This is a genomic window from Bacillus gaemokensis, assembly GCF_001590835.1.
Taxonomy (GTDB): Bacteria; Bacillota; Bacilli; order Bacillales; family Bacillaceae_G; genus Bacillus_A; species Bacillus_A gaemokensis.
Map to the genome: position 1 here is coordinate 32,794 of NZ_LTAQ01000014.1, position 21,539 is coordinate 54,332.

Annotated in this window: 22 protein-coding genes and 3 pseudogenes; 8 read left to right on the forward strand and 17 right to left on the reverse strand. The window is 34.0% G+C overall.

Annotation, left to right across the window (positions count from 1 at the left end; translation table 11 throughout):
• Positions 1 to 91 precede the first annotated feature (91 nt).
• The 5 genes from AZF08_RS14645 to AZF08_RS14665 all read right to left on the reverse strand — a co-directional run bounded on the left by AZF08_RS14645 (position 92) and on the right by AZF08_RS14665 (position 5,385).
• On the reverse strand, positions 92 to 769 hold the full coding sequence (locus AZF08_RS14645) for a lipoprotein BA_5634 family protein (RefSeq protein ID WP_033676808.1): 678 nt from the start codon (positions 767 to 769) through the stop codon (positions 92 to 94).
• A 97-nt stretch (positions 770 to 866) separates the two neighbouring features.
• A complete protein-coding gene (locus tag AZF08_RS14650; RefSeq protein ID WP_033676805.1) occupies positions 867 to 2,810 on the reverse strand; it encodes an ABC transporter permease in 1,944 nt (647 codons plus the stop codon).
• Complete coding sequence (locus tag AZF08_RS14655; protein ID WP_033676803.1) at positions 2,785 to 3,555, reverse strand: ABC transporter ATP-binding protein; 771 nt, start codon at positions 3,553 to 3,555, stop codon at positions 2,785 to 2,787. Before AZF08_RS14655 ends, AZF08_RS14650 begins: the two co-directional genes overlap by 26 nt.
• Before the next feature lie 142 nt (positions 3,556 to 3,697).
• Entirely contained in the window at positions 3,698 to 4,681 is a 984-nt protein-coding gene (locus AZF08_RS14660) for a sensor histidine kinase (RefSeq protein ID WP_033676800.1), read from the reverse strand.
• Positions 4,678 to 5,385: a response regulator transcription factor gene (locus tag AZF08_RS14665; protein WP_033676798.1), complete on the reverse strand. Its 708-nt coding sequence runs from the start codon at positions 5,383 to 5,385 to the stop codon at positions 4,678 to 4,680. Before AZF08_RS14665 ends, AZF08_RS14660 begins: the two co-directional genes overlap by 4 nt.
• 186 nt (positions 5,386 to 5,571) lie before the next feature.
• On the opposite strand from AZF08_RS14665, the pseudogene AZF08_RS14670 reads away from it, so the two are divergent.
• Positions 5,572 to 5,817 (forward strand): annotated as a pseudogene (locus AZF08_RS14670) (response regulator transcription factor); the annotation flags it as partial.
• A gap of 51 nt (positions 5,818 to 5,868) precedes the next feature.
• On the opposite strand, the gene AZF08_RS14675 reads toward AZF08_RS14670, so the two are convergent.
• Positions 5,869 to 6,783 carry an acetamidase/formamidase family protein gene (locus tag AZF08_RS14675; RefSeq protein WP_033676797.1) on the reverse strand — a complete coding sequence of 305 codons (915 nt, stop codon included), beginning with the start codon at positions 6,781 to 6,783 and terminating at the stop codon, positions 5,869 to 5,871.
• A gap of 93 nt (positions 6,784 to 6,876) precedes the next feature.
• Here AZF08_RS14675 and AZF08_RS14680 point away from each other — a divergent pair, with 93 nt between their 5' ends.
• The 3 genes from AZF08_RS14680 (at position 6,877) to AZF08_RS14690 (ending at position 8,852) form a co-directional block, all read left to right on the forward strand.
• Entirely contained in the window at positions 6,877 to 7,158 is a 282-nt protein-coding gene (locus AZF08_RS14680; RefSeq protein ID WP_051725874.1) for a hypothetical protein, read from the forward strand.
• Between the two features lie 126 nt (positions 7,159 to 7,284).
• Positions 7,285 to 7,713 carry a cell wall hydrolase gene (locus AZF08_RS14685; protein WP_033676795.1) on the forward strand — a complete coding sequence of 143 codons (429 nt, stop codon included), beginning with the start codon at positions 7,285 to 7,287 and terminating at the stop codon, positions 7,711 to 7,713.
• A gap of 362 nt (positions 7,714 to 8,075) precedes the next feature.
• Positions 8,076 to 8,852 carry a sulfotransferase family 2 domain-containing protein gene (locus AZF08_RS14690; RefSeq protein ID WP_033676862.1) on the forward strand — a complete coding sequence of 259 codons (777 nt, stop codon included), beginning with the start codon at positions 8,076 to 8,078 and terminating at the stop codon, positions 8,850 to 8,852.
• A gap of 167 nt (positions 8,853 to 9,019) precedes the next feature.
• Here AZF08_RS14690 and lysS read toward each other — a convergent pair whose 3' ends face one another.
• From lysS to AZF08_RS14705, 3 genes are all read right to left on the reverse strand, one after another.
• Positions 9,020 to 10,324 carry a lysine--tRNA ligase gene (gene lysS, locus AZF08_RS14695; protein ID WP_265182924.1) on the reverse strand — a complete coding sequence of 435 codons (1,305 nt, stop codon included), beginning with the start codon at positions 10,322 to 10,324 and terminating at the stop codon, positions 9,020 to 9,022.
• A gap of 163 nt (positions 10,325 to 10,487) precedes the next feature.
• The gene (locus tag AZF08_RS14700) at positions 10,488 to 10,823 is read right to left on the reverse strand and encodes a hypothetical protein (protein WP_033676793.1); all 336 of its coding nucleotides are present in this window, start codon (positions 10,821 to 10,823) and stop codon (positions 10,488 to 10,490) included.
• A gap of 11 nt (positions 10,824 to 10,834) precedes the next feature.
• Positions 10,835 to 12,004 (reverse strand): ParM/StbA family protein, encoded by a 1,170-nt coding sequence (locus AZF08_RS14705; protein ID WP_033676791.1) that lies wholly within the window; start codon positions 12,002 to 12,004, stop codon positions 10,835 to 10,837.
• A gap of 185 nt (positions 12,005 to 12,189) precedes the next feature.
• Between AZF08_RS14705 and AZF08_RS14710 the strand changes: the two genes are divergently transcribed.
• Entirely contained in the window at positions 12,190 to 12,594 is a 405-nt protein-coding gene (locus AZF08_RS14710) for a hypothetical protein (protein WP_033676789.1), read from the forward strand.
• A gap of 457 nt (positions 12,595 to 13,051) precedes the next feature.
• Here AZF08_RS14710 and AZF08_RS14715 read toward each other — a convergent pair whose 3' ends face one another.
• The 5 genes from AZF08_RS14715 to sleB form a co-directional block, all read right to left on the reverse strand.
• Positions 13,052 to 13,546, reverse strand: coding sequence for a GNAT family N-acetyltransferase (locus AZF08_RS14715; RefSeq protein WP_033676787.1), 495 nt, complete (start codon positions 13,544 to 13,546; stop codon positions 13,052 to 13,054).
• A gap of 26 nt (positions 13,547 to 13,572) precedes the next feature.
• The gene (locus tag AZF08_RS14720) at positions 13,573 to 13,935 is read right to left on the reverse strand and encodes a DUF3862 domain-containing protein (RefSeq protein WP_033676785.1); all 363 of its coding nucleotides are present in this window, start codon (positions 13,933 to 13,935) and stop codon (positions 13,573 to 13,575) included.
• A gap of 118 nt (positions 13,936 to 14,053) precedes the next feature.
• Entirely contained in the window at positions 14,054 to 14,650 is a 597-nt protein-coding gene (locus AZF08_RS14725) for a YhcN/YlaJ family sporulation lipoprotein (RefSeq protein ID WP_033676784.1), read from the reverse strand.
• A 26-nt stretch (positions 14,651 to 14,676) separates the two neighbouring features.
• Positions 14,677 to 16,017, reverse strand: coding sequence for a germination protein YpeB (ypeB, locus tag AZF08_RS14730; protein ID WP_033676783.1), 1,341 nt, complete (start codon positions 16,015 to 16,017; stop codon positions 14,677 to 14,679).
• Between the two features lie 15 nt (positions 16,018 to 16,032).
• Complete coding sequence (sleB, locus tag AZF08_RS14735) at positions 16,033 to 16,797, reverse strand: spore cortex-lytic enzyme (RefSeq protein ID WP_033676781.1); 765 nt, start codon at positions 16,795 to 16,797, stop codon at positions 16,033 to 16,035.
• 145 nt (positions 16,798 to 16,942) lie between these two features.
• Between sleB and AZF08_RS14740 the strand changes: the two genes are divergently transcribed.
• Positions 16,943 to 17,275: a DUF3889 domain-containing protein gene (locus AZF08_RS14740; RefSeq protein ID WP_033676780.1), complete on the forward strand. Its 333-nt coding sequence runs from the start codon at positions 16,943 to 16,945 to the stop codon at positions 17,273 to 17,275.
• Between the two features lie 314 nt (positions 17,276 to 17,589).
• Here the strand turns inward: AZF08_RS14740 and AZF08_RS32160 are convergent, their stop codons facing one another.
• The 3 genes from AZF08_RS32160 to AZF08_RS14750 are packed head-to-tail and all read right to left on the reverse strand — an operon-like array spanning position 17,590 to position 19,334.
• Positions 17,590 to 17,715, reverse strand: coding sequence for an anti sigma factor C-terminal domain-containing protein (locus AZF08_RS32160; protein ID WP_153019535.1), 126 nt, complete (start codon positions 17,713 to 17,715; stop codon positions 17,590 to 17,592).
• A gap of 36 nt (positions 17,716 to 17,751) precedes the next feature.
• Entirely contained in the window at positions 17,752 to 18,378 is a 627-nt protein-coding gene (locus AZF08_RS14745; RefSeq protein WP_033676859.1) for a Pr6Pr family membrane protein, read from the reverse strand.
• A 38-nt stretch (positions 18,379 to 18,416) separates the two neighbouring features.
• Positions 18,417 to 19,334, reverse strand: a complete 918-nt coding sequence (locus AZF08_RS14750; RefSeq protein WP_033676779.1) for a serine hydrolase domain-containing protein — start codon at positions 19,332 to 19,334, stop codon at positions 18,417 to 18,419.
• A 356-nt stretch (positions 19,335 to 19,690) separates the two neighbouring features.
• Here AZF08_RS14750 and AZF08_RS32360 point away from each other — a divergent pair.
• Together AZF08_RS32360 and AZF08_RS32365 are read left to right on the forward strand one after the other, a co-directional pair.
• Positions 19,691 to 19,771: pseudogene (locus AZF08_RS32360) on the forward strand (exosporium leader peptide-containing protein); the annotation flags it as partial.
• Positions 19,772 to 20,260: 489 nt separating this feature from the next.
• A pseudogene (locus AZF08_RS32365) lies at positions 20,261 to 21,127 on the forward strand (YVTN family beta-propeller repeat-containing protein); the annotation flags it as partial.
• Between the last annotated feature and the right edge of the window lie 412 nt (positions 21,128 to 21,539).

Below are 21,539 nucleotides of genomic sequence, written 5' to 3' on the forward strand. Positions count from 1 at the left end.
AAATAGTCTATCAATTATGAAATATTACATACTTGATAAAGTTTTGTTGCCAATTTAGGTCACTTACTTAAATAGCACTCTCTATTTGACGTTACTTATCTATCGTTACAAATTTCACTACTATTAAATCATTAAAATTCTTCACCCGCTTTTTCATTTTCAAATATTCATTTACTACTGTATTATCTGTAGACATTGTTGGCTTTTTATCACCTAATGATTTTTTCAAATATAGGAACTGCAGACTCGTTTCCTCTACTTGTATTTCTTGATACACTTCATTTTTCGAAACAATAAAATGTAGTCCAGGCTCATAATCTCCTACATTACCAATCCAAGCGTTACGATCATATGTAACAGGTATTTCTGTCTCGTTAAGATTGATACTTGTTATATCACTTTCATGCTCAGTCGTAAACAACAAAGATCTCCCTTTTGGTATTTCAGGTAATTGAACTAAGGGAATGGAATCCATATTCCCATTCACATCTTTACGTTTGTGAATAAGCTTTTTGGCTATTAATTTATTAGCTGTTGATTCATCCAAAATCAGCACTTTTTTCTCATCGACCATACCTGTTTTAACCCGAAATACATCTTTAGTTTTTACATTTTCTTGATACCGTTCTAAAATTGGCAAAGCATATTGTTCCTCTCCCACAATAACGATACCGTTTACTGGCTGTGTACCTTGATTTGATTTAGAACATCCTTGCAAACTTATGAAAATCAATAGAGTGATTATCAACATAATGAGTAACTGCTTCATAAAGACTCCTTTCCTACTAGACCGTAATACTCTCTTGTAATATGAAGATTACAAACTGACTACGAGCTTCTTTTTTATATAAAACCTCTATCAAATGTCACTGATCCATTGTCTTATACAATCTTTGCAGATAACGCCAACGTGTTACAAAGAAGTACACGATTTGTATACATAAAAACGAAATCAAAATTACACTTGAACTATTCAAAATAGAAAAATCTAGTAACTGCTGAAGTGCGATAAATGCTACTGATGTATGGATAATTGCAACTAATATCGGTAAAAAGAACATGATTACTAATTGTCTCGTTATAATTTTTCTTAACTCTTTCTTACTTAATCCCATTTTTGAAATCAATTTATATTGTTGCTGGTCTCGATCTAAATCAGCATACAGACGGAAGTAAATAAAACTAGCTGCGAATGTGAAGAAAACAATTCCGACCAACACACTAACCATAAACAATAGTCCATTCTTTTGTTTCGCTAGCAACCAATCTAAAGTTAAAGTTTGGAAGCTGTAATGCGCTTCTTCCTTATAGGGACTTATTTCAGTATTCAATTGTTTTGAAATTTCTTTTGTTTGTAGCCAATCTTCTACTACAAATCCATAAATACGCTCTCTTTCTATAGGCATAGCTTCATTTACGGGAGCATTGCTAGATATTTTTTCATACACACTATCTTTTACAGCAATGAGAATACCTCGTACTTCATGCGGAAAAACAAGACGTTGCAACGCTTTTTTTACATGAAACGTTTGCATCCAATCATCGTGGATTACTTCTATTTTATTTTTAAATTGACCATCTTTAAATTCCTGCTGCTGCGATATCCATGAAGGAATGAGCAATATTTCATCTTCCCTCTTCAAAGTTTCAGTTTCATAACTAAGCGCTTTAGCAAGTGCATTATACTCACTTAGTTTCATTACATAAATTCCATTCTCTGTATACAAAATTGAAGCTGCAGCATATTTATAATCAATTTTTTCACGCTCAAGTTTCTTTTTTATTTCTGAAATATGTTCTTTTTCAAAATCGTTCCCTTTAGAGCTCGTATAGATAAATGTATAAGGGTTTGTCATCCTTGCTAATTCTTTATTTCCTAGCGCAGCGCTAATTCCTATCGCTGTAAATGATACAGCTGAAATAATTGAGATAATAAAAAACATAACAGCGTTGTCTTTCATACGGTATATAAGTTCTGAAAACGTCAAAATATTTGTTTTATGAAAAAACACCCCTGCTCTCCTTTTTAACATACGTAGTATAAACACACTACATTGTGTATAAAGGAAATATGTACCGATAATAACTAACAAGGTACCTAATAAAGGATACAGAGTAGAAATAATTCTGTTTAGAACAAAATAAAGTACAACACCATATCCCGATCCGATACAAATAACAGAAAAAACGGATAACAATACAGATGCCTTTGGTTCTGGTTTTGGTTTTTCTTCTGCTTGTATGAGTTCGACAAGTTCATTCACTTTCATTGTCTTCATCGTAAATAAAGAAACGATGAAAAATAAAATAAAAAACGCTACTACTGTTAAAACTATCGCTTGAAAAGGAATATAAAATGGTAATCCATTACGAATAGATAATATGCTTGCACTAATTAACAAAACTAATTTAGAAAATATAAGACCAACTACAATCCCTATAAAAATCGAACTAACTCCAATTAACATATTTTCAATGAGCACCAATTTCCTCAACTGCCTCATCGACATTCCCTGCATCATTAATATACCGAACTCTTTTTTACGAGTTTTTAGAAATGAGCTAACTGAATACAGGATAAAGAAAAATGAAAAAACGAAGATTAGACCTTGTGAAATTCTAAATCCAATTGTGCCAAGTTCACTTATCGTTGCACTTGTTGATTTTAGTTCACCAGCTAAATCTGGATGAAATAATAAAAGCGCATACGTAAAAAAAATCATGATAGAAAATGTGCTACTTAAAAAATGTGCAGCATACGTACGCTTATTTCGGAAAATGTTATTAAATGCGAATTGACGAAAAGTCATTTCGTTTCCCTCCTAACAACGAGAGAACATCCATAATTTTTTGATAAAACGCTTGTCTGCTTTCACCACAATAGATTTCATTATATAATTGACCATCTTTAATGAAGATGACACGACTACAATAACTTGCCGCATACGGATCATGAGTAACGAGCATCATGGTCGCACGTTCTTTCTTATTCAATTCATCTAACATTTCCATAACATCATTTGAAGATTTAGAATCTAAATTTCCTGTCGGTTCATCTGCTAATAATAGTTGTGGTTTATGAATAATCGCACGAGCCATTGCGGTACGCTGCGCTTGACCTCCAGATATTTCAAAAGTCCTTTTATGTAATATGTCAACAATACCTAATTTTCCCGCGACTTCTTCCACTCGTTTGTTCATGTCCTTTACAGGAACTCCATCTAATGTCATCGGTAACACAATATTTTCTTTCACCGTAAGCGTACTTAAAAGATTAAAAGACTGAAAAACAAATCCTAATTTCCGGCGACGAAATAAAGCTAAATTTTCCGATGTTAATTGGAAAGGGTTGGTACCGTTTATTAAGATTTCACCAGACGTTGGGGAGTCAATTGTAGATACCATATTTAATAATGTTGTTTTCCCACTACCTGATGACCCCATAATCTCTACAAATTCACCTTCTTGAATAGACAAATCAATATCGGTCAAGGCTTTGAAAGGAACTTTTCCTTTATATACTTTACTAATGCCCTTCGCATTTAAAATCTCCATAATCGTTCTCCTATCATTTGTACTATTTGATATGAAGTGTAAAGGAATTATCTTACATCTCATATTGATTCATCTTTCATTTATCTTACAACTTTGTAAGGTTTCTAAAAAAACTGATGAAAAGGGCTATTTCATCAGCTTTTTATGAACTATAAAATATAATTCGTACAGTCGTTCCTTTACCAACTTCCGATTGTATTTCTACTCTATGACCTAAATGTTTGGCAATTTCATATACAAGATATAGCCCCATCCCGGTAGACTCTTTAAAATCCCTACCATTTTCTCCTGTAAAGAAAGGCTGAAAGACTCGTGGCATATCTTGTTTTGGTATTCCTACTCCATAATCACTTATTTCTAAGATGACGTTTTTATCTTCTCGATATGCTTCCAAGATAATTTTCTCTCTATTCCCCACCGAATACTTAATCGCATTAGAAATAATTTGTCCAACTAAAAATTGCAACCATTTGGCATCACTTTCTACAATAATATCTTTATCAATTTTAAGTTCTGGGTATACGAAATTTCGAATGAAAAAGCGCTTATGTTCATGTACTGATTCATTTACTATTCGGTGCAGCTGCACTCTCTCCACATAAAAATCTTGTGTAAATGTTTCTAGACGCGCAACATATAAAGCCATGTCGAGACCCTTTTTCAGCTTGTCCGTTTCTTCTCCAATGCTTTCAAACCGAGGGTCTACTTCATCCTGCGTAATTAATTCAATTACAGATAAAGGTGTTTTCATTTGATGGACCCACTGATTCATAAAAGTTAAATGATCATTATTTTTACGTTCCTGTAATTGCAGTTGATTTTGGTAATGACGATATTGTACTTCCAGTAACTCTTGAAGCGCTGTTGACAAACTTGAAAAATCAGATTCCTGTACAGACTCATCTAAAGATTGCATCGGATTTGCTAATCGCTCATAAAAAGAACGATGAGTAAAATAACGAAACACTAAATAAGCACTAAAAAAACAAATCCCTAAAAACATAGCGTATAGAGCGGTTGAAATATGTTGATATCCATCAAACCAATATACTAGGAAAATAGCCAGCAGTTGAAAAAACGTAAAACATAAGAGAGGAATATGATCACGCAGGAACAACTTTATCATTTCTCTTCACCATTTTTCCATGTAATATGTAACCGATAACCAACACTACGAATGGTTTCAATCGCATCTTCAATGCCTAACGCTTTTAATTTCTTACGTACACGCGTTGTGTTCACACTTAACGTATTATCATCGACATAAGATTCACTGTCCCAAAGTTTATTCAATAACACCTCTCTACTTACCACACGCGGGTAATTTTTCATCAACATCTCTAACAAAATGGCTTCATTTCTTGTTACATCAGCTTCTTGATTACGCAATTGTAGTACGAGTCGTTCAGAATAGAGACAAAGACCATATTGTTCAATCATTCGCTCTTCTATTTTCGGTGCGTAATCCCCATACGCTCTCCTTAATTGACTACGAATTTTCGCCATTACAACTTCATAATGAAACGGTTTTGGGATATAATCATCCCCGCCATTTTCTAACGCCATAACTTGATCCATTGTACCTTCACGAGCAGAAATAAATAAAATCGGACATGTAGAAACAGCACGAATTTGCCGGCACCAATAATACCCATCAAAACTCGGTAAATTAATATCTAATAGTACTAACTCTGGTTTTTCTTGCAAAAATGTATCAAGCACATTTTGAAAATCTACAACAGCTACTCCTTGGTATCCGTATTTCTCTACGTATGAAGATAATAATTCTGCAATTTTCGGATCATCTTCTACGATCATAATCTTAACCATATCTTAACTCCTTACCCATAAAATCCTTTAATAAATTACCATGCAACACATATACTACCATATTTCGCATTATCTATATTGAAAAATCATTTTATTACCCAATTACATACATAATTCCATGACCTATATGACAGGTGTCATTTGATTGAACTGACACCTGTGCATACAAAATATTCTCTTTTGTAAGGTGAACGTGTTGTTAGTCCAGACTTAGCTACCGCACTATTTTTAACAGAAAAAAATCCACTAACTGATCGAGAAACAGAAATACTCCGTATGGTTAAAAACGGAAATACAACAACAGAAATCGGTAAAATATTGTATTTAACAAACGGAACCGTTAGAAATTATTTATCTTCAGCTATACAAAAACTAGAAGCGGAATCGAGATTTCAAGCAATACATATTGCGACCGAAAAAGGGTGGATATGAAAGGAGCACAATAAAAAAAGAGATGCTTTGACATCTCTTCTACTATAAAACTTACTTATTAAAATATGCATATAGTGAAAAATCCAGCTTTTCAACATATTCAATCGCCAATTCCATCCGGGCTGTTTTAAGTGGATCCACAACTTGGCAAACTCTTAAATCACCAGCAGCTGACAATAAGAGAGTTGCATCCGCTTTAGAAAAGTGTAATTCCTCGCATAAAAACGAAACCATATTCCGAACTGCTCGATTCGCTGCATCATCTAATAATTTTTCAGAAGCAATTGTCATAATACGTTCTTTATGAATAGCAATTGGTAGTGGCCATCTCTTTCCTTTTATTACGTCCACTTTTACAGTTACTTCTCCAGCAACTTCTACACCACTTACACCAATTTCCCCATCACCCATAGCAGCATGCAGATCACCTAATGCAAGCAATGCACCAGGAACATTTACAGGTAATAAAAGAGTAGTCCCTTCTTTAATTTGTTTACAATCCATATTACCTCCATGATCATGCGGTGTACCGCATGAAATACTCTCTTCTTTCGGTGCAGTACCAATAACACCTATCATAGGGTTAACAGGGATTTGTATTTCATTAGAAAATATCACGTGCTGATCACGAACCGAAACAATTTTTACAGTATTTTCTTCAAGTTCACTACCCATTACACCTAAATTTGGTCCAGTCGTTAAAACTCCTTGCGCTGCAATTTCAATCTTTTCGATTGTTACTGCTAATATATCTCCTGGTTCCGCATTTTTAATATATACAGGTCCAGTAGCTGGATTAATTCGATTCCATTCTAATTCTTGAAACACCACATCTTCAGATTGAATTTGATTTTCAAAACAATCATATGTTTCAAATGTCACCTGACTCCCTGGTTCCACCTGTAAACATGGTTGATTTTGTGGTGACATCGAATAAATAATATTTTTCTTTTCTATACGATACATGGTATCTCTCCCTACTTATTTTCGTAATTACTTATATATACAATTAGATATTCTTTATATGTAATCCTCTTATAAAAAATAGATTATTTCAATGTGAAAATTCAATTTGTTCTATATTCATTTATTTATGTGAATGATTTTTTATTAAATACAGATCCTCGAAATTTAAAACGATACGAACAACATTATCCTATATACAACATGTATGGTGTGTTCGAGTTGCCTGACGGAGCTGTTCTACGTCATCATAATGAAGAATACTTGAATAAATACATGAAAGACTTTAAATTGCTAGTATGTGAGAAAGTGAAATATACAACAATGAATGGGAATCAATCTAACGGAATCGTTGATATGGAGCGCCTAATAAAATAAGCTTCATGAAAATAATATGGTACCATTTATCAACAACTTCTCTCTTTAAAAACAAACTTGTAAAAGCACTAAGCTCACTTTCCTACATAAGCTTTACTATAACACCTCCAGAAAGGCGGTACCCATATGCCTCTTATTCCTTATACAGAAAGTGATGTTGATATACTAGCACGATTGATTCGCGCTGAAGCTGAAGGTGAAGGAAGGCAAGGAGAACAACTTGTCGGTTGTGTTGTAGTAAACCGCGTGTTTTGTGATTGCTTAGACTTCAAACAACTTCGTTCTGTACGCGATGCAGTATACCAAAGTCCAGGTGGATTTGAAGCAGTACAATACGGATATTTTTATCAACGCGCTCGTGATTCAGAAAAAGAAATTGCCAGACGTGTCTTACAAGGTGAATGGCGCTGGCCAGCAAGATGGTCCCTTTGGTATTTCCGGTCGACTGGCGCTTGTCCGCCGGAATGGTATAATCAACCATTCGCAGGACAATTTAAAAGTCATTGTTTTTATGAACCAATCGGAGATGAATGTCCAAAAATGTATACGAGATAAAGTAAAGCTCTCTTCAATCAGTCCTTCATCACTGGTTCGAAATCATTTGAAACTAGGATTGTTTATAAATGTTTTCACGTTATATGAACAAGCAAAAAGAAAATATGTGAATAATTTAATCAATGTTAATTTATTGTGTCCATTTAAATAAATGATCGGTTGTTCAGTGTCTATAAAGCGAAACTTTAATCAGTGGATTTTCTTCATCTCCCACTGATTATTAGCCCTCACCAATCAGGCTTTTAAGGGTAGTTGATCCCACACCTAACTTCTTTGCTTTCACTGAATTTTGAGGTGGGGAGCTTACTACCCGCGAATAGCGGGATACAATGTTCAAACGACAACAAGGGAGTGGAATTTTTATGACAAATGAAGATTTAGAAAAGGTTCTTGTACACGGAAGCCGAGCTCCTCATTTCCATAAAGATTTTCCATTAATTTTATTTTGGAGTCAAAAAAGTGGATGTACCTCATTTGCACATTGGTTTTTTTTCCAAATTGGATTATTAAATGAAGCCATACAATATCATTCTTTCATTCATACTTATGAATATGAAGTATATAAAAACAAAATAGAATATTTATTAGAATTAACAGAAGAAATTCGCAATGGACAAAAAGATACTGTTAAATTGGTCCGCAACCCTTACAAAAGAGCTGTAAGTTCTTTTCTCACACTTCTCAAGCAACGTCCTCACTGGAATCATTTACGAGAAATAATATTTCCAACAAATAATAAAAACCAAAGAGTAACTTTTAAAAGGTTTCTATATTATATTCAAAAAGTTGGTGCGCACTCTGCAATTCTTGATCCTCATTTTTCACAACAATATATACAAAATGAAGAACATATTATCGATAACTATATACAATTAGAAAACTATGAAAATGAAATTAAACATATTGAAAACAAATATAACCTGCGTCCCTCTCCTCTTTCAGAACTTATCGAGTCTCCACATCATCACGCTCCAACTATGACATATACAGGAAATTACGCTGACTTTGATATTACAAATCCAGATTTCCCTAAATTCCCAACATATCAAAGCTTTTATGACGAAGAAACATTAGAACTAGTAACAGAAATTTTCAAAAAAGATATTGAAATGTATAATTATCCAAAAGGTATTTTGTAAATATATTTTCATCTTATACTCACTTTATATGATGCATAAATTAAATTGATAGTATAACCAATCTTTTGCAGGACAGTTTAAGAACCATTGTTGTTTATGAATCAACCGATGATAAATATCCGAAAATATACGCACGATAACAGCTTTGCGAAAAATACTATAACTACTTAGTTACGGAAATCTAATAATAACACTATCGCCTCAACACCTATTACTTGTATGAGTAGCGGTATACGCGGACCGTTTGACTTATTAATAACAAGTCTATATATAATACTAAAAAGTAATTTTTGATTCTCTTTCATTATTTTTTTATTTTCATTATGACAAATGGCATAGATCTGTTCCATTACATTTAAATGATCTGCATTTGTACGAAGCATTTCATAAACTTTTGAAACCCATTTTTTCTGTACATCTTCTAATGTCTCGTAAAACTCCCAATTCTTCTCTTGATTCACTGCAATCTTTTTTTGAGGCTGTAAATTTCGAATCCAGTATTCTACACGGTTACTTATCTTCATAATGTCAATTAAGTTATAATCTCTATCCGTTTTCGCTAATACCTCTTGTAAAACGTGAGTATCGAAGTTCACTAACGGCAAGACTCCCGCTGCTTGACTAAACTTTGGTAAACTTGTACTTCCATCATTCGTTCTTGAGAGTTTGATGGCATTACATAAATCTTCATTGTTCAGTACTTTATTTCGATAACTTTCTATATACCTTTCGTACTCGGTATAATTTCGAATCACGTCCTCATCCAAACCAATATGAAACGCTGCACTTGGTTTATATTTTGAAAACATAAATAGGATGACTTCTGGTAAATACACCTGTAACAATTCATTCGGTGTAATAATGTTCCCAGCAGAACTAGACATTTTTTGATTATCCCCTTTAATTCCAATGAAATCATATGCAATATAATGAGGTTCCTCATAATTAAATATTTTCCGTGCTATTTCTTTAGAAACATTATAGCTACCCGTTTCAGCTGAATGATCTCTACCTCCTGGTTCAAAAACAACATCTTCCATCATCCATCTCATCGGCCAATCTATTTTCCAATTTAATTTCATTCGATTTGTTTGTAATACTGATAATTCATTGAGATTTCCACATTCGCATTTGTAATGAATTTTCCCTAAAGGTTCATCAAAACGTATGATTGTCGTTGAATCTTTCCCAATGTTTTCTGGCTTCGTATACACTTTGTCACCTGGCTTGAAATGTTTCACTCCTGCTCCAACCTCTTCAATCACCCCAGCTACATCTAGTCCTAGAATAATCGGAAATACAAATGGCAGTTTTTCTTGTAATTCTCCTTTTCTTATTTTCCAATCCACCGGATTCACAGCCGCTGCATGAATTTGTATGAGTACTTCGTTTGTTTTGGGGATCGGCTTTTGAATTTGTCCTTCTTGTAATTGTTCTATTCCACCATATTGATTTATTATAATTGTTTTCAATTCTTCTCCCTCCTTATTTTTCATTTTAATAAAACTCAATTTATTTTCATAATTTTCTATACTAATGTTTTAAAATTATTTTAAATATATAATTTTGCACAAAAAAACGCCCACCACTTAAGTCATATGTACAGCGGAGGGCATCAGATATACTTTTATATGTTTAAAAAAATGGACAATCTAATTGATCAATAGACTCCCAAGGTTTCTTTTCCATACATTCAGTAAGTTCTTCCTTTGTCGTTGTTACCTTTTTAAAAGGATTCATTTCAATTTTCAGCACAGAAGAATGTTCAACATACAAGGAAAAAACATGGTTGCTTGGTAAAGTTTTTTCTACGTCAATATCCCCTACTTGTTTAAATAATTGCTGAGCAGCGTAAAGAAAGAAGTTAGTTACATTCGATTGTTTATTCAACCAAGCAAGCATTTCTGGTGATACTGATTTGTTTATATTGATTTTCACTCTATCACCACGTTTATACCGTTTACGCCGCATACTAACACCAACTAACTTAACGTTAAATTCGTAAACCCTAATTCTTTTTGTTTATGTTCTCTATACTTTGGAGAACACGTATATACTAACAGTCCGCGCGCATTGGTAAATAGTGGGTTATCTACAAATATTACATTCGTTAGTCGGCCTTTTTGTTTTAAAATTAACTGTAAGCTGTTTTTAATGATAACTGCGCCCCCGCCATAAATAAATACATATGGATCATCTTTCATATCATCAATTTTATTAATAATATCTGTCGCAACTCGTGCAGCTAACCCCAGAAGTGCTGGTTGTGATTCTTCAACTAATAAAGGATTTCTTGGGTGTTTCTCATTTAAGTAAATTTGATTAAACTCTGTAATGCTATCTATTGTTTTTGTCGGATATTTCCGGTTCCATCTTGTGATGATTTGTAATAAAGTTTCTTTTACTCCATAAGATAACCCTTTACTTAATTGCGGCCTGAAATTCACACCTAACGAAACAACCTCCTCAGTTGTCCCAGCACCTATATCGAAGGATAATAATGTTTTATCAACAAAATCAATCTCAGAGACTGTATTTTTTTCGCCTTCAATCTTATGTTTTATAACATTTCCTTCTTCATCATATACAATTCCCCAAGTACCAGAAGCTCCTTCCGGTAGGCATTTACAAAATTCAACAGAGACATTTATCGTGACGTCTCTCCCATTTGGATAATGAAAAACAACTTTATGATTCCCCATATAACGTTTCGCATTTTCAGACGCTATTTCATGAGTAATGAGCTGCATTGGAAGAGCAACTGATAAATCATAGCGGATATTGATATGATTTGAATTCGGATTTTGCCGCATAGCACTAATTGCTAAACCAGATAAAATCGTAAGAACCATTAATTCATCTGTTGATTTATTGGATTTTTTCTCAACTTCTGTTCCTTTTAACTGATCCTGAATAACCTTCTGCCCAACAATATAACGTACATTATTTAACATTAAAGATGGAGAACTAATCGTTACATCAATATGATTTTCCAATTCGGACATTGGTACATCTACTTCATCCAATAAACCTGTGGATTCCCCGATATATAACGAATAAATACTTGGAACATAAATTGGTTTTTGTCCCTTTACCATTAATTTCAAACCATTATTTCCAGCATCTGCACCAGCTTTTAAAAGTATAGACATAAATACCCCCTAAATTAATCTGACATCCCTTCCAAATATATGCGACCTATAACTTTAAAATGAAAAATTAATATTAAATCGCTGTAAATCTTTCATTTTATGTAAAATATATTTGACAGTTATCTCGATCATTTTTATACTATAAATTGTAAATACTTTTTTACAATCAATAAGGAGTGAATACAATGAATCAAAAAAGAATCATTCTTACAATTACCTTACTATCCTTATTTGCAATACTTATGCATGGAGCATATAAATATGTAACCGAAGGAGCAATTTTTGGAGGTACAATTTTTGGAGTATCATTAACTCTAAGTTACTTAATAAACCATATTACATGGGGAGATCCAAACGGTGTATCCAAAGAAAGCCAAGATGAAATGGGACAGCAAATTACATATAGAAGTTTCAAAATTGGATATTTTGTTCTAATTGGTATTATGTTTATTTTACTCGTTTGGACAGAAGGGTTTTCTTCACTACGTTCGCTTGATAACATTCATAATTTCCCTTTATTTATTGCACTTTGTTCTTCTTTCTTTGTTATCCCGCTTGTAGAATTTATTGTTTCTAAGAGATATCAGTAAGAAGAATAAGATTTTAAACCAATACTCTCTCTTGTATACGAATAATAAATTAAAAGCCACCGAAGATTTGAACAGCTCCTTTAATGAATGACTCTCCAGTTATTTATTCATTTTCCTTATTCCACTAAAGGGTGCGTTAAAGGACTTTATTATTTGCTCTCATTTCCCACATGAAACCCCTTGTTTCTCTCTTTATTTTAGAGAAAAACAAGGGGTTATTTTCACATAAGAGTTTAGAAACATACTATTTCAAAATTCATTCGCAAATACATCCACTTTTCATGATTTTTCATTCACGATTGTATTGCATTTGCCATTGTACTTAGTTTATTCACTGTTCTCCAGTTCCGCAATGGTGTTGGGACATTTAATTTTTGAGACTGGGTCATGTATTCTTATCCAAATAAAAAAGCTTACTGCATAAAATATTTTTAGGAGTAAGCTTTTTTATTTGGAATTATTTTTGTATTGGTAAATATAAAATACGTTGACTTCCGATTGGCCCCATTCTTCTTTGACCTCTATCCTCAAAACCTATTGCTAAATATAATTTTTGTGCAGGAATATTTCGCTCATTCACCGCTAGTACAATTTCATTTTTGTCAGGAAAATAAGTTTCTACAAAACCTTGTAGTAATCCTAATCCCTTCTTCGCATATCCTTTTCCTTGTTTCGTGTAATTAATAGAAAAAGCTACTAAAAGTAAAGAATTCGGATTATCAGTGTACTCCCCCACTCTTTCGCCAGTTTGAAGTGCAAAAATACCAACGGGCGTGTCATTTTCTACAATAACAACCACATTCCGGGTTGTATCTTTCTTCGCCTTTTCTAGCAATGCACTTGGCTCAGCCGTAAATTGAACTTGTTCACCTGGTAAAATAAATGCTTCTATTGCCTCTTTATATTTTTCTTCGTAAGGAACAAGTCGAATTTCTCCTGTATGTAAGTTCATTTTCATTTCCCCATTTCTACTAATACTTAGGATAAACCGCGTTGTGATTTAGAACGTACCTTTCCGTCTAAAAAAGTAATCTCAGCAAATGATTGTGGTGTATTTCCTTTCCAAGCAAAGGTTTGTTTATGATTTTCTGCACTATTATTTCCTTGTTCTGTGAGCAAATCCCCTTCAACCCCTATTAATTCTTTTACTTCGTTATATGTCATTCCTTCTTTAATTTGTGAAAAAAGATTTACATCAATTGTTTCTTTCTTCTTTTTTTCTGCTATAGTTGAAGAAGTTGCAGTGTGTTTCTTTTCTTCTTTCTTTTTATCACACGCTGTCATTCCTATCATGAAACATAAACTAAGACTACAAAATATGAATACGCTTTTATTTTTCATAATGGAAACCGTCCCTCCCAATACTATTAAACCATATATTACCTTATTAATAAACTGAATATTTAATAATAACATCCTACATAAAAAGTATCCCGTGCGTTATAGCACGGGATACTTTTTATCTTTTAAGGTGATTATTTGATTGATCTTCTTGTTCTTTTCTTAATTCATTTTCTTCACTTTTTGGTAATTGTTTATCATTTTCTTTGATTGGATTTGTTTCTTTATTTTCTATCATATCATTCGGTACTTGTGGCATAACGCGTCCTACTATGGCCGCAAGTTCATCAAGAATTCCTTCACCTGTTTTACCATGTTGAATTTGTTTACCTATTTGTCTTAGCCGTTCGTACGTATCAACATCCGCTACAACAACAGCATTCGCACCGTTTGGATCATGCTTTAAACTTTCAGCAACAGAATATTTGATTGACTCTACGCGAGTTCGATCTAGCTTTGCTTTTACATCAATGCCAACAACCGCATATTTCCCAACAACTACCGCGGTCGCATCTTTTACACCCGGTACGCTCGAAGCTAATGAAGCTAGATGATCTGCTACTTTTTCATTCGGTTTGTTATTGTTATAGTTATAGTTCACATTTTTCATGGATACATTCTTTTGCTCAGGTTTTTCTTGCGCACTCTCTTTTTTTTCTATGCTGCAGCCTGTAATAGCGAAACAGATCATAAGCATATATATAAGGATTTTCATCATTTTCACCACTTTATCATTGATGTTTAATCATAAATCTTTTCTACCGCTTGCATCTTTTTCACTTTTTCTTCTGTGCCACTGTTTGCATTAATGAAAATTTGGTACGTATCTTTCCCTAATGTCCCAACAAATTCATAGCACAGTACTTCATTATGCAGATCATTCACTACAACTGCTTTCCGTTCTTCCATCACTTTTACATCTTGATTAATTTTCTTTCTCGCATCTGCTATACTTAACTTCGCAGTTGGGATTGTTCGCTTCTGATGTGATGCTAAATATTCTTTTGCAGAAAATCCGACAATGGATCCATCATCCAAAGCAATCTTCATTTGGATTGCTTCTGGATAAATACGAACATTATTTTCATTTACAACGTACGTAAATACACCGATGTTATCATATTGCGAACTATCGTATAGTTCCATGTTCTTAAACTTATGATCCTTTAAAAATGCTAATCCTTTATTTCCTGCATCATTTAAACTAATTTTTTGTTCCTTAATTTCACGATTATTCATTACCCATATTGGATAGCCACCTTTTCCGGTAATATCCATATAGAATTCATTTTTCGTTTTAGGATCTTGAATTTTCACACTATAAAAGGCTTCTTTCGCACCTTTTCCACTTTTCTCAACTTCTACGTTTTCATTTCCTTTTAAATTTAAAAAGGATTTTGCAATTTTTGAAGCTTCCTCTTTTGAGATCGGCTTACCTTCCGCTTGAAATCCACCTTTTTCTTTTTTCTGCGAACTTGTAAAAGTCGGACCAAAATTTGTTGAAGCATATGATGTTACATTTTTCTCAACTGTCTTCAGTCCATCAATAATCGTGTTATCTGCAGGGTCTTTATCCGATGCAAGCGCAAGCTCTACATCCATCCAGCGCAAGTTATTTTTTAAAACGAGGTGCTGGACTTTGCGTAATTCGTCTTGAATGTTACCTGCGTTTGAATATAATGTTTCTAGCGTTTTATATTCTTGATCATTTAATGGCTCTTTCTCTAAATCACGAATGGCTGCACGATAACTAAAATCTCCAATATTCGCTAAAAATTCTTCCGTTTTATTAAATGGCATTAACGTTAATGGTAATTGACCTACATCAGAACTAGCTTCTGATGTTAGACGCCAAACATCCGCTAGTGCCGGTGATAAAGATGTCCGTGAATTCATTGCAAGTGTTGTCCCAATTTTATCGTGCAATAAATCAACCTCATACGCTAAATCATGGAATGCACGCTGGTAACTATTTTCTGCTCGAATTAATACGGCATTTTTTTCCTGATGTTCTTTATAGCCCCAATAGCCAGTTCCGACTACACCAATTGTTAATAATACAATGATAATACCTCGTAACATGTTTCCACCTCCGCTCTATTTACAGAAAATATGTTTCCCAATTTTTTTAATTTGTGGACGGCTCCAAATCCATTTGCTAGTTGCTGTATCTGGGTTGAAATAATAAAGTGCATTTCCTGTCGGATCCCAACCATTAATCGCATCCAATACAGCTTTTTTCGCAGTTTCATTTGGCGTTAGATTTATTTGTCCATCTGCTACTGCAGTAAAAGCACGTGGTTCATAAATCACTTTTGAAACCGTATTTGGAAATGACGCACTTGTTACACGGTTTAAAATAACCGCGGCAACTGCAACTTGTCCTAAATAAGGTTCACCGCGTGCCTCTCCATACACTGCATTCGCCATTAACCGGATATCATTTTGAGAGTATCCATTTGGAACATTAGTCGCTGTTCTTTGAGTTGCCTTATTACTTTGTCTACCACTATTTCCTTTATTTCCTTTATTCGCAGTTAATTTTTCATATTTAGTCGCTTTAACAAGCATCTGCTTTGTTTTAGGTCCTGCTAACCCATCGACACGTAATCCAAAATTTTGTTGGAAATTTCGCAGCGCCCAATATGTACCCCAGCCAAAAACAGCATCTACTTTTCCTTTATAATATCCGTTATATTTCAAACGAGACTGCAATTCAATGACATCCTCTCCAAAAGCTCCTTTTTGAATGACTTGATTAGAAAAGGCTTGTACATTTTTGGTTTGTCCGCTACTTACTATTAAAGATAGACCAATCAATACAAGCAAAATAGGTACTTTAAACATACCTTTTTGACGCATATGTTTCCCTCCTTAATTCCTCAAACGATTTCCTGTTTATATTTTGTAAATACAACACTTTTATGTAAAAAATACAAAAAAACATAAATTTATACGATTTGGGTAGTATGTAAACAATAAGGAAAAACAATAAAAGGAGTTTATTATGAAGCGTTTCTTCACATGTTTCGTATTAGGTGTTGTATTTATGACAACATATTGTAATGCATATACAAATCCTTCAATCGTTCATGCACAACCACCCTATGCCAAATGGGGGAAACTTGCTGTAGAGAAAACAAAAGAAAAATACCCAAAAGCGCAAATTATTGATTATCTTCATATAGGGAGAAAACCGAAAACGATTAACATAACAACTGAAAAATTTAAACTATGGCTACGTGAAGATGGAAAAGAATATGGTGTTTTTGTTGATGTAGAGTTTGATACAAAGACAGAAAGGTTTTTGAAGATTACATTTCAGAAATCAAATCGATGAAGTTTATCTTCCATCAATAAAATATGAAAACCCCTCTGCTTTATAATTTAAAACAGAGGGGTTTCATGTAATCTTTTTTGTAAGAGAATCCATAAATTCACTCGATCATCACTCTAATTCTTGCATACCTTTCACATACAGCGAAACTTTAATTAGCGAGGGCTTATTTATCCCCCACTGATTATTAGCCCTTACCAATCAGGCTTTTACGGGCTGTTTATCTCCCACCTAACTTATTTGCTTTTGCTGAATTTTGAGGTAGGAATATTACCGTCCGCGAATAGCAGGATAAAACACTAACGCCGCATTATTATTTAATATTTATTCGTAACCACTCCTAGTGAAGTTGCTTTTATAAAAGGTAAATTTTTAATTGCTTGTAGGCCTTCTTTATTTCCAGTTACAACAACTCCCTGAATACGTAAATCTTTTGGTGAAATTTTTTTATGCTTGCCTAGGAGTTATATTTTCACCACTTAAATTCTTTTCAACTTTAAAGATCGATTCCCTAACATTTTTACTAGTACACAAATGGCTCCAATTGCTATTGCGATTCCTATACTATACAAAAACACCCTTCCGTAACCACCTATCCTTGGATCTAGAAATGGATATGGATACCAATTGATAAAAGCTCCATGCACTAAGCTATAAATAACATACGCTAATGGAAAAACAAGCCAACTCGCTGCATGCTTCCATGTAATTTTCTTCGTTGGAGGATTTATGACCCAATCTAATATCATTGCAATTGGCATGATATAGTGTAGAACTGTATTCACCCATGGTATTGGCGTTTGAAGTGATTCCTCTAATCCTCTTAGTAATAAAAAATAGATTAGTCCTGTTGTAAATATGTATACTGTAGCCGCCCCTCGAAGTACCCCAAATTGTTCCGAACGCCCATATGTTGCCGTTGCGAAACAACTTAAAAGAAGAATAACTGCGACCAAGATATTACTTTCAATTGTAAAGAAACTAAAAAAATTAATGGGGTTAAACGGTTTAACCTGTGCCCTTGTAACAAATTGTGTAATAATTGCGCTGAATGCTAAAACACTTAAGAAAAACCTGTATGTGGCTATTATTTTATAACTTTTCATATATTCTCCTTCCTTGAACAATGATGTTCTCCCTCTATTTATGTATTATAAGAAATTATTTGTAAATGCTCTATAAATAATTTTAACGGGACTAACCCGCGCTTTGGCATTTGACTACTAATTACTGCTACAAGTTCTAACTGCGGAATGATGATAATATATTGTCCGCCGTATCCCATTGCAAAATAAGTACAATACGGTATGTGAAATCTTTTGTTATCCACTACCCACCAATGATATCCATACGCCCCGACATGTTCATATGTCATGAAACGTCCTTTTCTTGATTTTTCAATCCAATTTGATGATATAATACTTTCCCCATTCCAGTACCCATTTCTCAAACATAATACCCCTAATTTCAACAAATCTTTCGCTCTCATTTTCATCCCAAATCCACCAACATAAACCCCTTGTGGATCTTGTTGCCATTCATATTCAGTAATCTGTAATGGACCAAATACATATTTCTTCGCAAATTGCTCTGTCGTCATTCCTGTTGCAGTTTGTATAATATAACTTAAAAGATGTGAAGAACCAGAATTATAATTCATTTTTGTACCCGTCTCTTCTATTAACGGTTTCTGTAAGATGTACTTTATCCAATCATCAGATTCTACAAAATCATTTGGAAATACAACGCCATTCCCGAATTCCTTCCAATCTTCTCCGGTTGTCATTGTTAACAAATGATATATTGTCAGTTCTGACTTTTCCTCTGGTACATTTGAAATCCATCTCGTTATAGGCGTATGTATACCACTTATATATCCTTTGTCTATTGCAATACCAATTAGCATTGAAAGAATACTTTTGGTGATTGAATTGATTTTGTATAAGTTATGTTCACATTCTGCTGTTTTATAGTATTTTGTAGTTAATTCACCTTGTTGATATACGAGAAATGCATTAATTTTTTTCTTTTTAAACATATTTTCTAACGTATGAAAATCCAAAATCAGTTCCTCCAAACACTTACTTTTTACTACTAGTCTTTACTATTCTACCGAAATGAAATAAATATTTCTCTTTTACTTCCTTAGAAAATACATTTTTTCTACCTATAGTAACCTTCTATGCTAATTAAAGGTTACTATTTCATACACGATAAAAGTTTTTTGGAGATGAATATATTTCTTCTTATAATATGGGGTATTTTCTAAAAAGCTACATTGGTTTAATTTTGAAATTTTGATTGGTTCTAAGGAATTTCATTTTATTATACACATTTTTATATTTTATTTACGTTTGTGTCATTTTATTTATATATTGCACATTTATTAGTGATGATAAATGTTTTTGGAGGTGACATATGTCAGAAGAGAATGAGTTAGATTCATGTGAAATCTTGTATAGTGCTGCGCTAGATCCAAATTTAGTCGGGCCAACCTTACCACCAATTCCTCCTTTTACATTTCCGACCGGATCGACCGGATCAACTGGACCAACTGGGTCAACTGGACCAACTGGAGCGACTGGACCAACTGGACCAACTGGACCAACTGGACCAACTGGAGCGACTGGACCAACTGGAGCGACTGGGCCGACTGGTTCGACTGGACCAACTGGAGCGACTGGAGCGACTGGGCCGACTGGAGCGACTGGACCAACTGGACCAACTGGAGCGACTGGASCAACTGGRSCGACTGGAGCGACTGGATCAACTGGACCAACTGGATCAACTGGAGCGACTGGACCAACTGGAGCGACTGGACCAACTGGAGCGACTGGAGCGACTGGACCAACTGGAGCGACTGGACCAACTGGGCCGACTGGACCAACTGGAGCGACTGGACCAACTGGACCAACTGGACCAACTGGACCAACTGGGCCGACTGGACCAACTGGGCCGACTGGTTCAATATTTACTAATCAAATTTATGTAACAAATTTAATAAATGATAATGTCTCTGTCATTAATGGAGCAACCAATGCAGTAATTTCTACCATTACCGTTGGGGATGTTCCATTAGGAGTAGGAGTCAATCCATCTACCAATCGAATTTATGTAGTAAATGGTAACAACGCTAATGTTTCTGTGATTGATGGATTAATGAATACTGTGATTACTACTATTACTGTCGGGACTATTCCACAAGAAGTGGGGGTTAATATATCTACGAACCTTATTTATGTAACAAATGTTAACGACGACAACGTCTCTGTAATTAGTGGCTCGACAAATACTGTGATTGCGACCATTGCTGTGGGAGATAACCCCCAGGGTGTAGGAGTCAATCCATTGACCAATCGAATTTATATAGCAAATTTTGTAAACAATAACATTTCTGTGATTGATGGATTAATGAATACTGTGATTACTACAATCCCTGTAGGGAATAATCCAGGAGGAGTAGGAGTCAATCCATCTACCAATCGAATTTATGTAGCAAATGTTAACAGCAATAACGTTTCTATGATTGATGGTGCCAACGATACAGTAATTGCTACCATTACTGTTGGAACTACTCCAATTGGAGTAGGAGTTAATACATCTACTAATCTTATTTATGTAACAAATAGCAACAGCGATAACGTTTCCGTGATTAATGGTGCAACCAATACAATAATTTCTACCATTACCGTTGGGGATAATCCAGGAGGAGTGGGAGTCAATCCATTAACCAATCGAATTTATGTAGCAAATGTTAACAGCAATAACGTTTCAGTCATTGACGGAATTGCGAATATGGTTGTAGCTACTATTCTAGTAGGTTCAGGTCCGTTTGGTGTAGGCGTGAATTCTTAAAAAGATATCAATCAATAAAAAAGAAATACTGCAGTTAAAAAGCAATTAACACAAATTATCTACTGATAGTCTAATTTATGTTACCAGATAGTTTTGTAGATTTTTTCCTTTGTTCTTAGTGTATATTTTCTTTAAAATGTGTGAGAACTTCAAAAGCTAAACAAAACAACCGCCTTTTGGCGGTTGTTCGAGTTATTATATCTATCATTTTACTTATAGCTAAGATCTTTTCCGCTTGTATTTTTTTCTAATTTAAATAATAAGTCTCGTTTTTTTCATCCATGAGTCTGACATAATTTCATCAAAACGAGCTAACTTTTGATCTATTATTAACACTCAAAATGAAAGAATTTCGATAATCAATTAACCTATGCTTTTATATTTGTTTTATCAGAAGTTTTTTAGCTACACT

Excerpts from the sequence above, each read along its gene's own strand:
- AZF08_RS14645 (WP_033676808.1), bottom strand. The coding sequence starts at position 769 with ATGAAGCAGTTACTCATTATGTTGATAATCACTCTATTGATTTTCATA.
- AZF08_RS14650 (WP_033676805.1), bottom strand. The coding sequence starts at position 2,810 with ATGACTTTTCGTCAATTCGCATTTAATAACATTTTCCGAAATAAGCGT.
- AZF08_RS14655 (WP_033676803.1), bottom strand. The coding sequence starts at position 3,555 with ATGGAGATTTTAAATGCGAAGGGCATTAGTAAAGTATATAAAGGAAAA.
- AZF08_RS14660 (WP_033676800.1), bottom strand. The coding sequence starts at position 4,681 with ATGATAAAGTTGTTCCTGCGTGATCATATTCCTCTCTTATGTTTTACG.
- AZF08_RS14665 (WP_033676798.1), bottom strand. The coding sequence starts at position 5,385 with ATGGTTAAGATTATGATCGTAGAAGATGATCCGAAAATTGCAGAATTA.
- AZF08_RS14675 (WP_033676797.1), bottom strand. The coding sequence starts at position 6,783 with ATGTATCGTATAGAAAAGAAAAATATTATTTATTCGATGTCACCACAA.
- AZF08_RS14685 (WP_033676795.1), top strand. The coding sequence starts at position 7,285 with ATGCCTCTTATTCCTTATACAGAAAGTGATGTTGATATACTAGCACGA.
- AZF08_RS14690 (WP_033676862.1), top strand. The coding sequence starts at position 8,076 with ATGACAAATGAAGATTTAGAAAAGGTTCTTGTACACGGAAGCCGAGCT.
- AZF08_RS14700 (WP_033676793.1), bottom strand. The coding sequence starts at position 10,823 with ATGCGGCGTAAACGGTATAAACGTGGTGATAGAGTGAAAATCAATATA.
- AZF08_RS14705 (WP_033676791.1), bottom strand. The coding sequence starts at position 12,004 with ATGTCTATACTTTTAAAAGCTGGTGCAGATGCTGGAAATAATGGTTTG.
- AZF08_RS14710 (WP_033676789.1), top strand. The coding sequence starts at position 12,190 with ATGAATCAAAAAAGAATCATTCTTACAATTACCTTACTATCCTTATTT.
- AZF08_RS14715 (WP_033676787.1), bottom strand. The coding sequence starts at position 13,546 with ATGAACTTACATACAGGAGAAATTCGACTTGTTCCTTACGAAGAAAAA.
- AZF08_RS14720 (WP_033676785.1), bottom strand. The coding sequence starts at position 13,935 with ATGAAAAATAAAAGCGTATTCATATTTTGTAGTCTTAGTTTATGTTTC.
- AZF08_RS14725 (WP_033676784.1), bottom strand. The coding sequence starts at position 14,650 with ATGAAAATCCTTATATATATGCTTATGATCTGTTTCGCTATTACAGGC.
- ypeB (WP_033676783.1), bottom strand. The coding sequence starts at position 16,017 with ATGTTACGAGGTATTATCATTGTATTATTAACAATTGGTGTAGTCGGA.
- sleB (WP_033676781.1), bottom strand. The coding sequence starts at position 16,797 with ATGCGTCAAAAAGGTATGTTTAAAGTACCTATTTTGCTTGTATTGATT.
- AZF08_RS14740 (WP_033676780.1), top strand. The coding sequence starts at position 16,943 with ATGAAGCGTTTCTTCACATGTTTCGTATTAGGTGTTGTATTTATGACA.
- AZF08_RS14745 (WP_033676859.1), bottom strand. The coding sequence starts at position 18,378 with ATGAAAAGTTATAAAATAATAGCCACATACAGGTTTTTCTTAAGTGTT.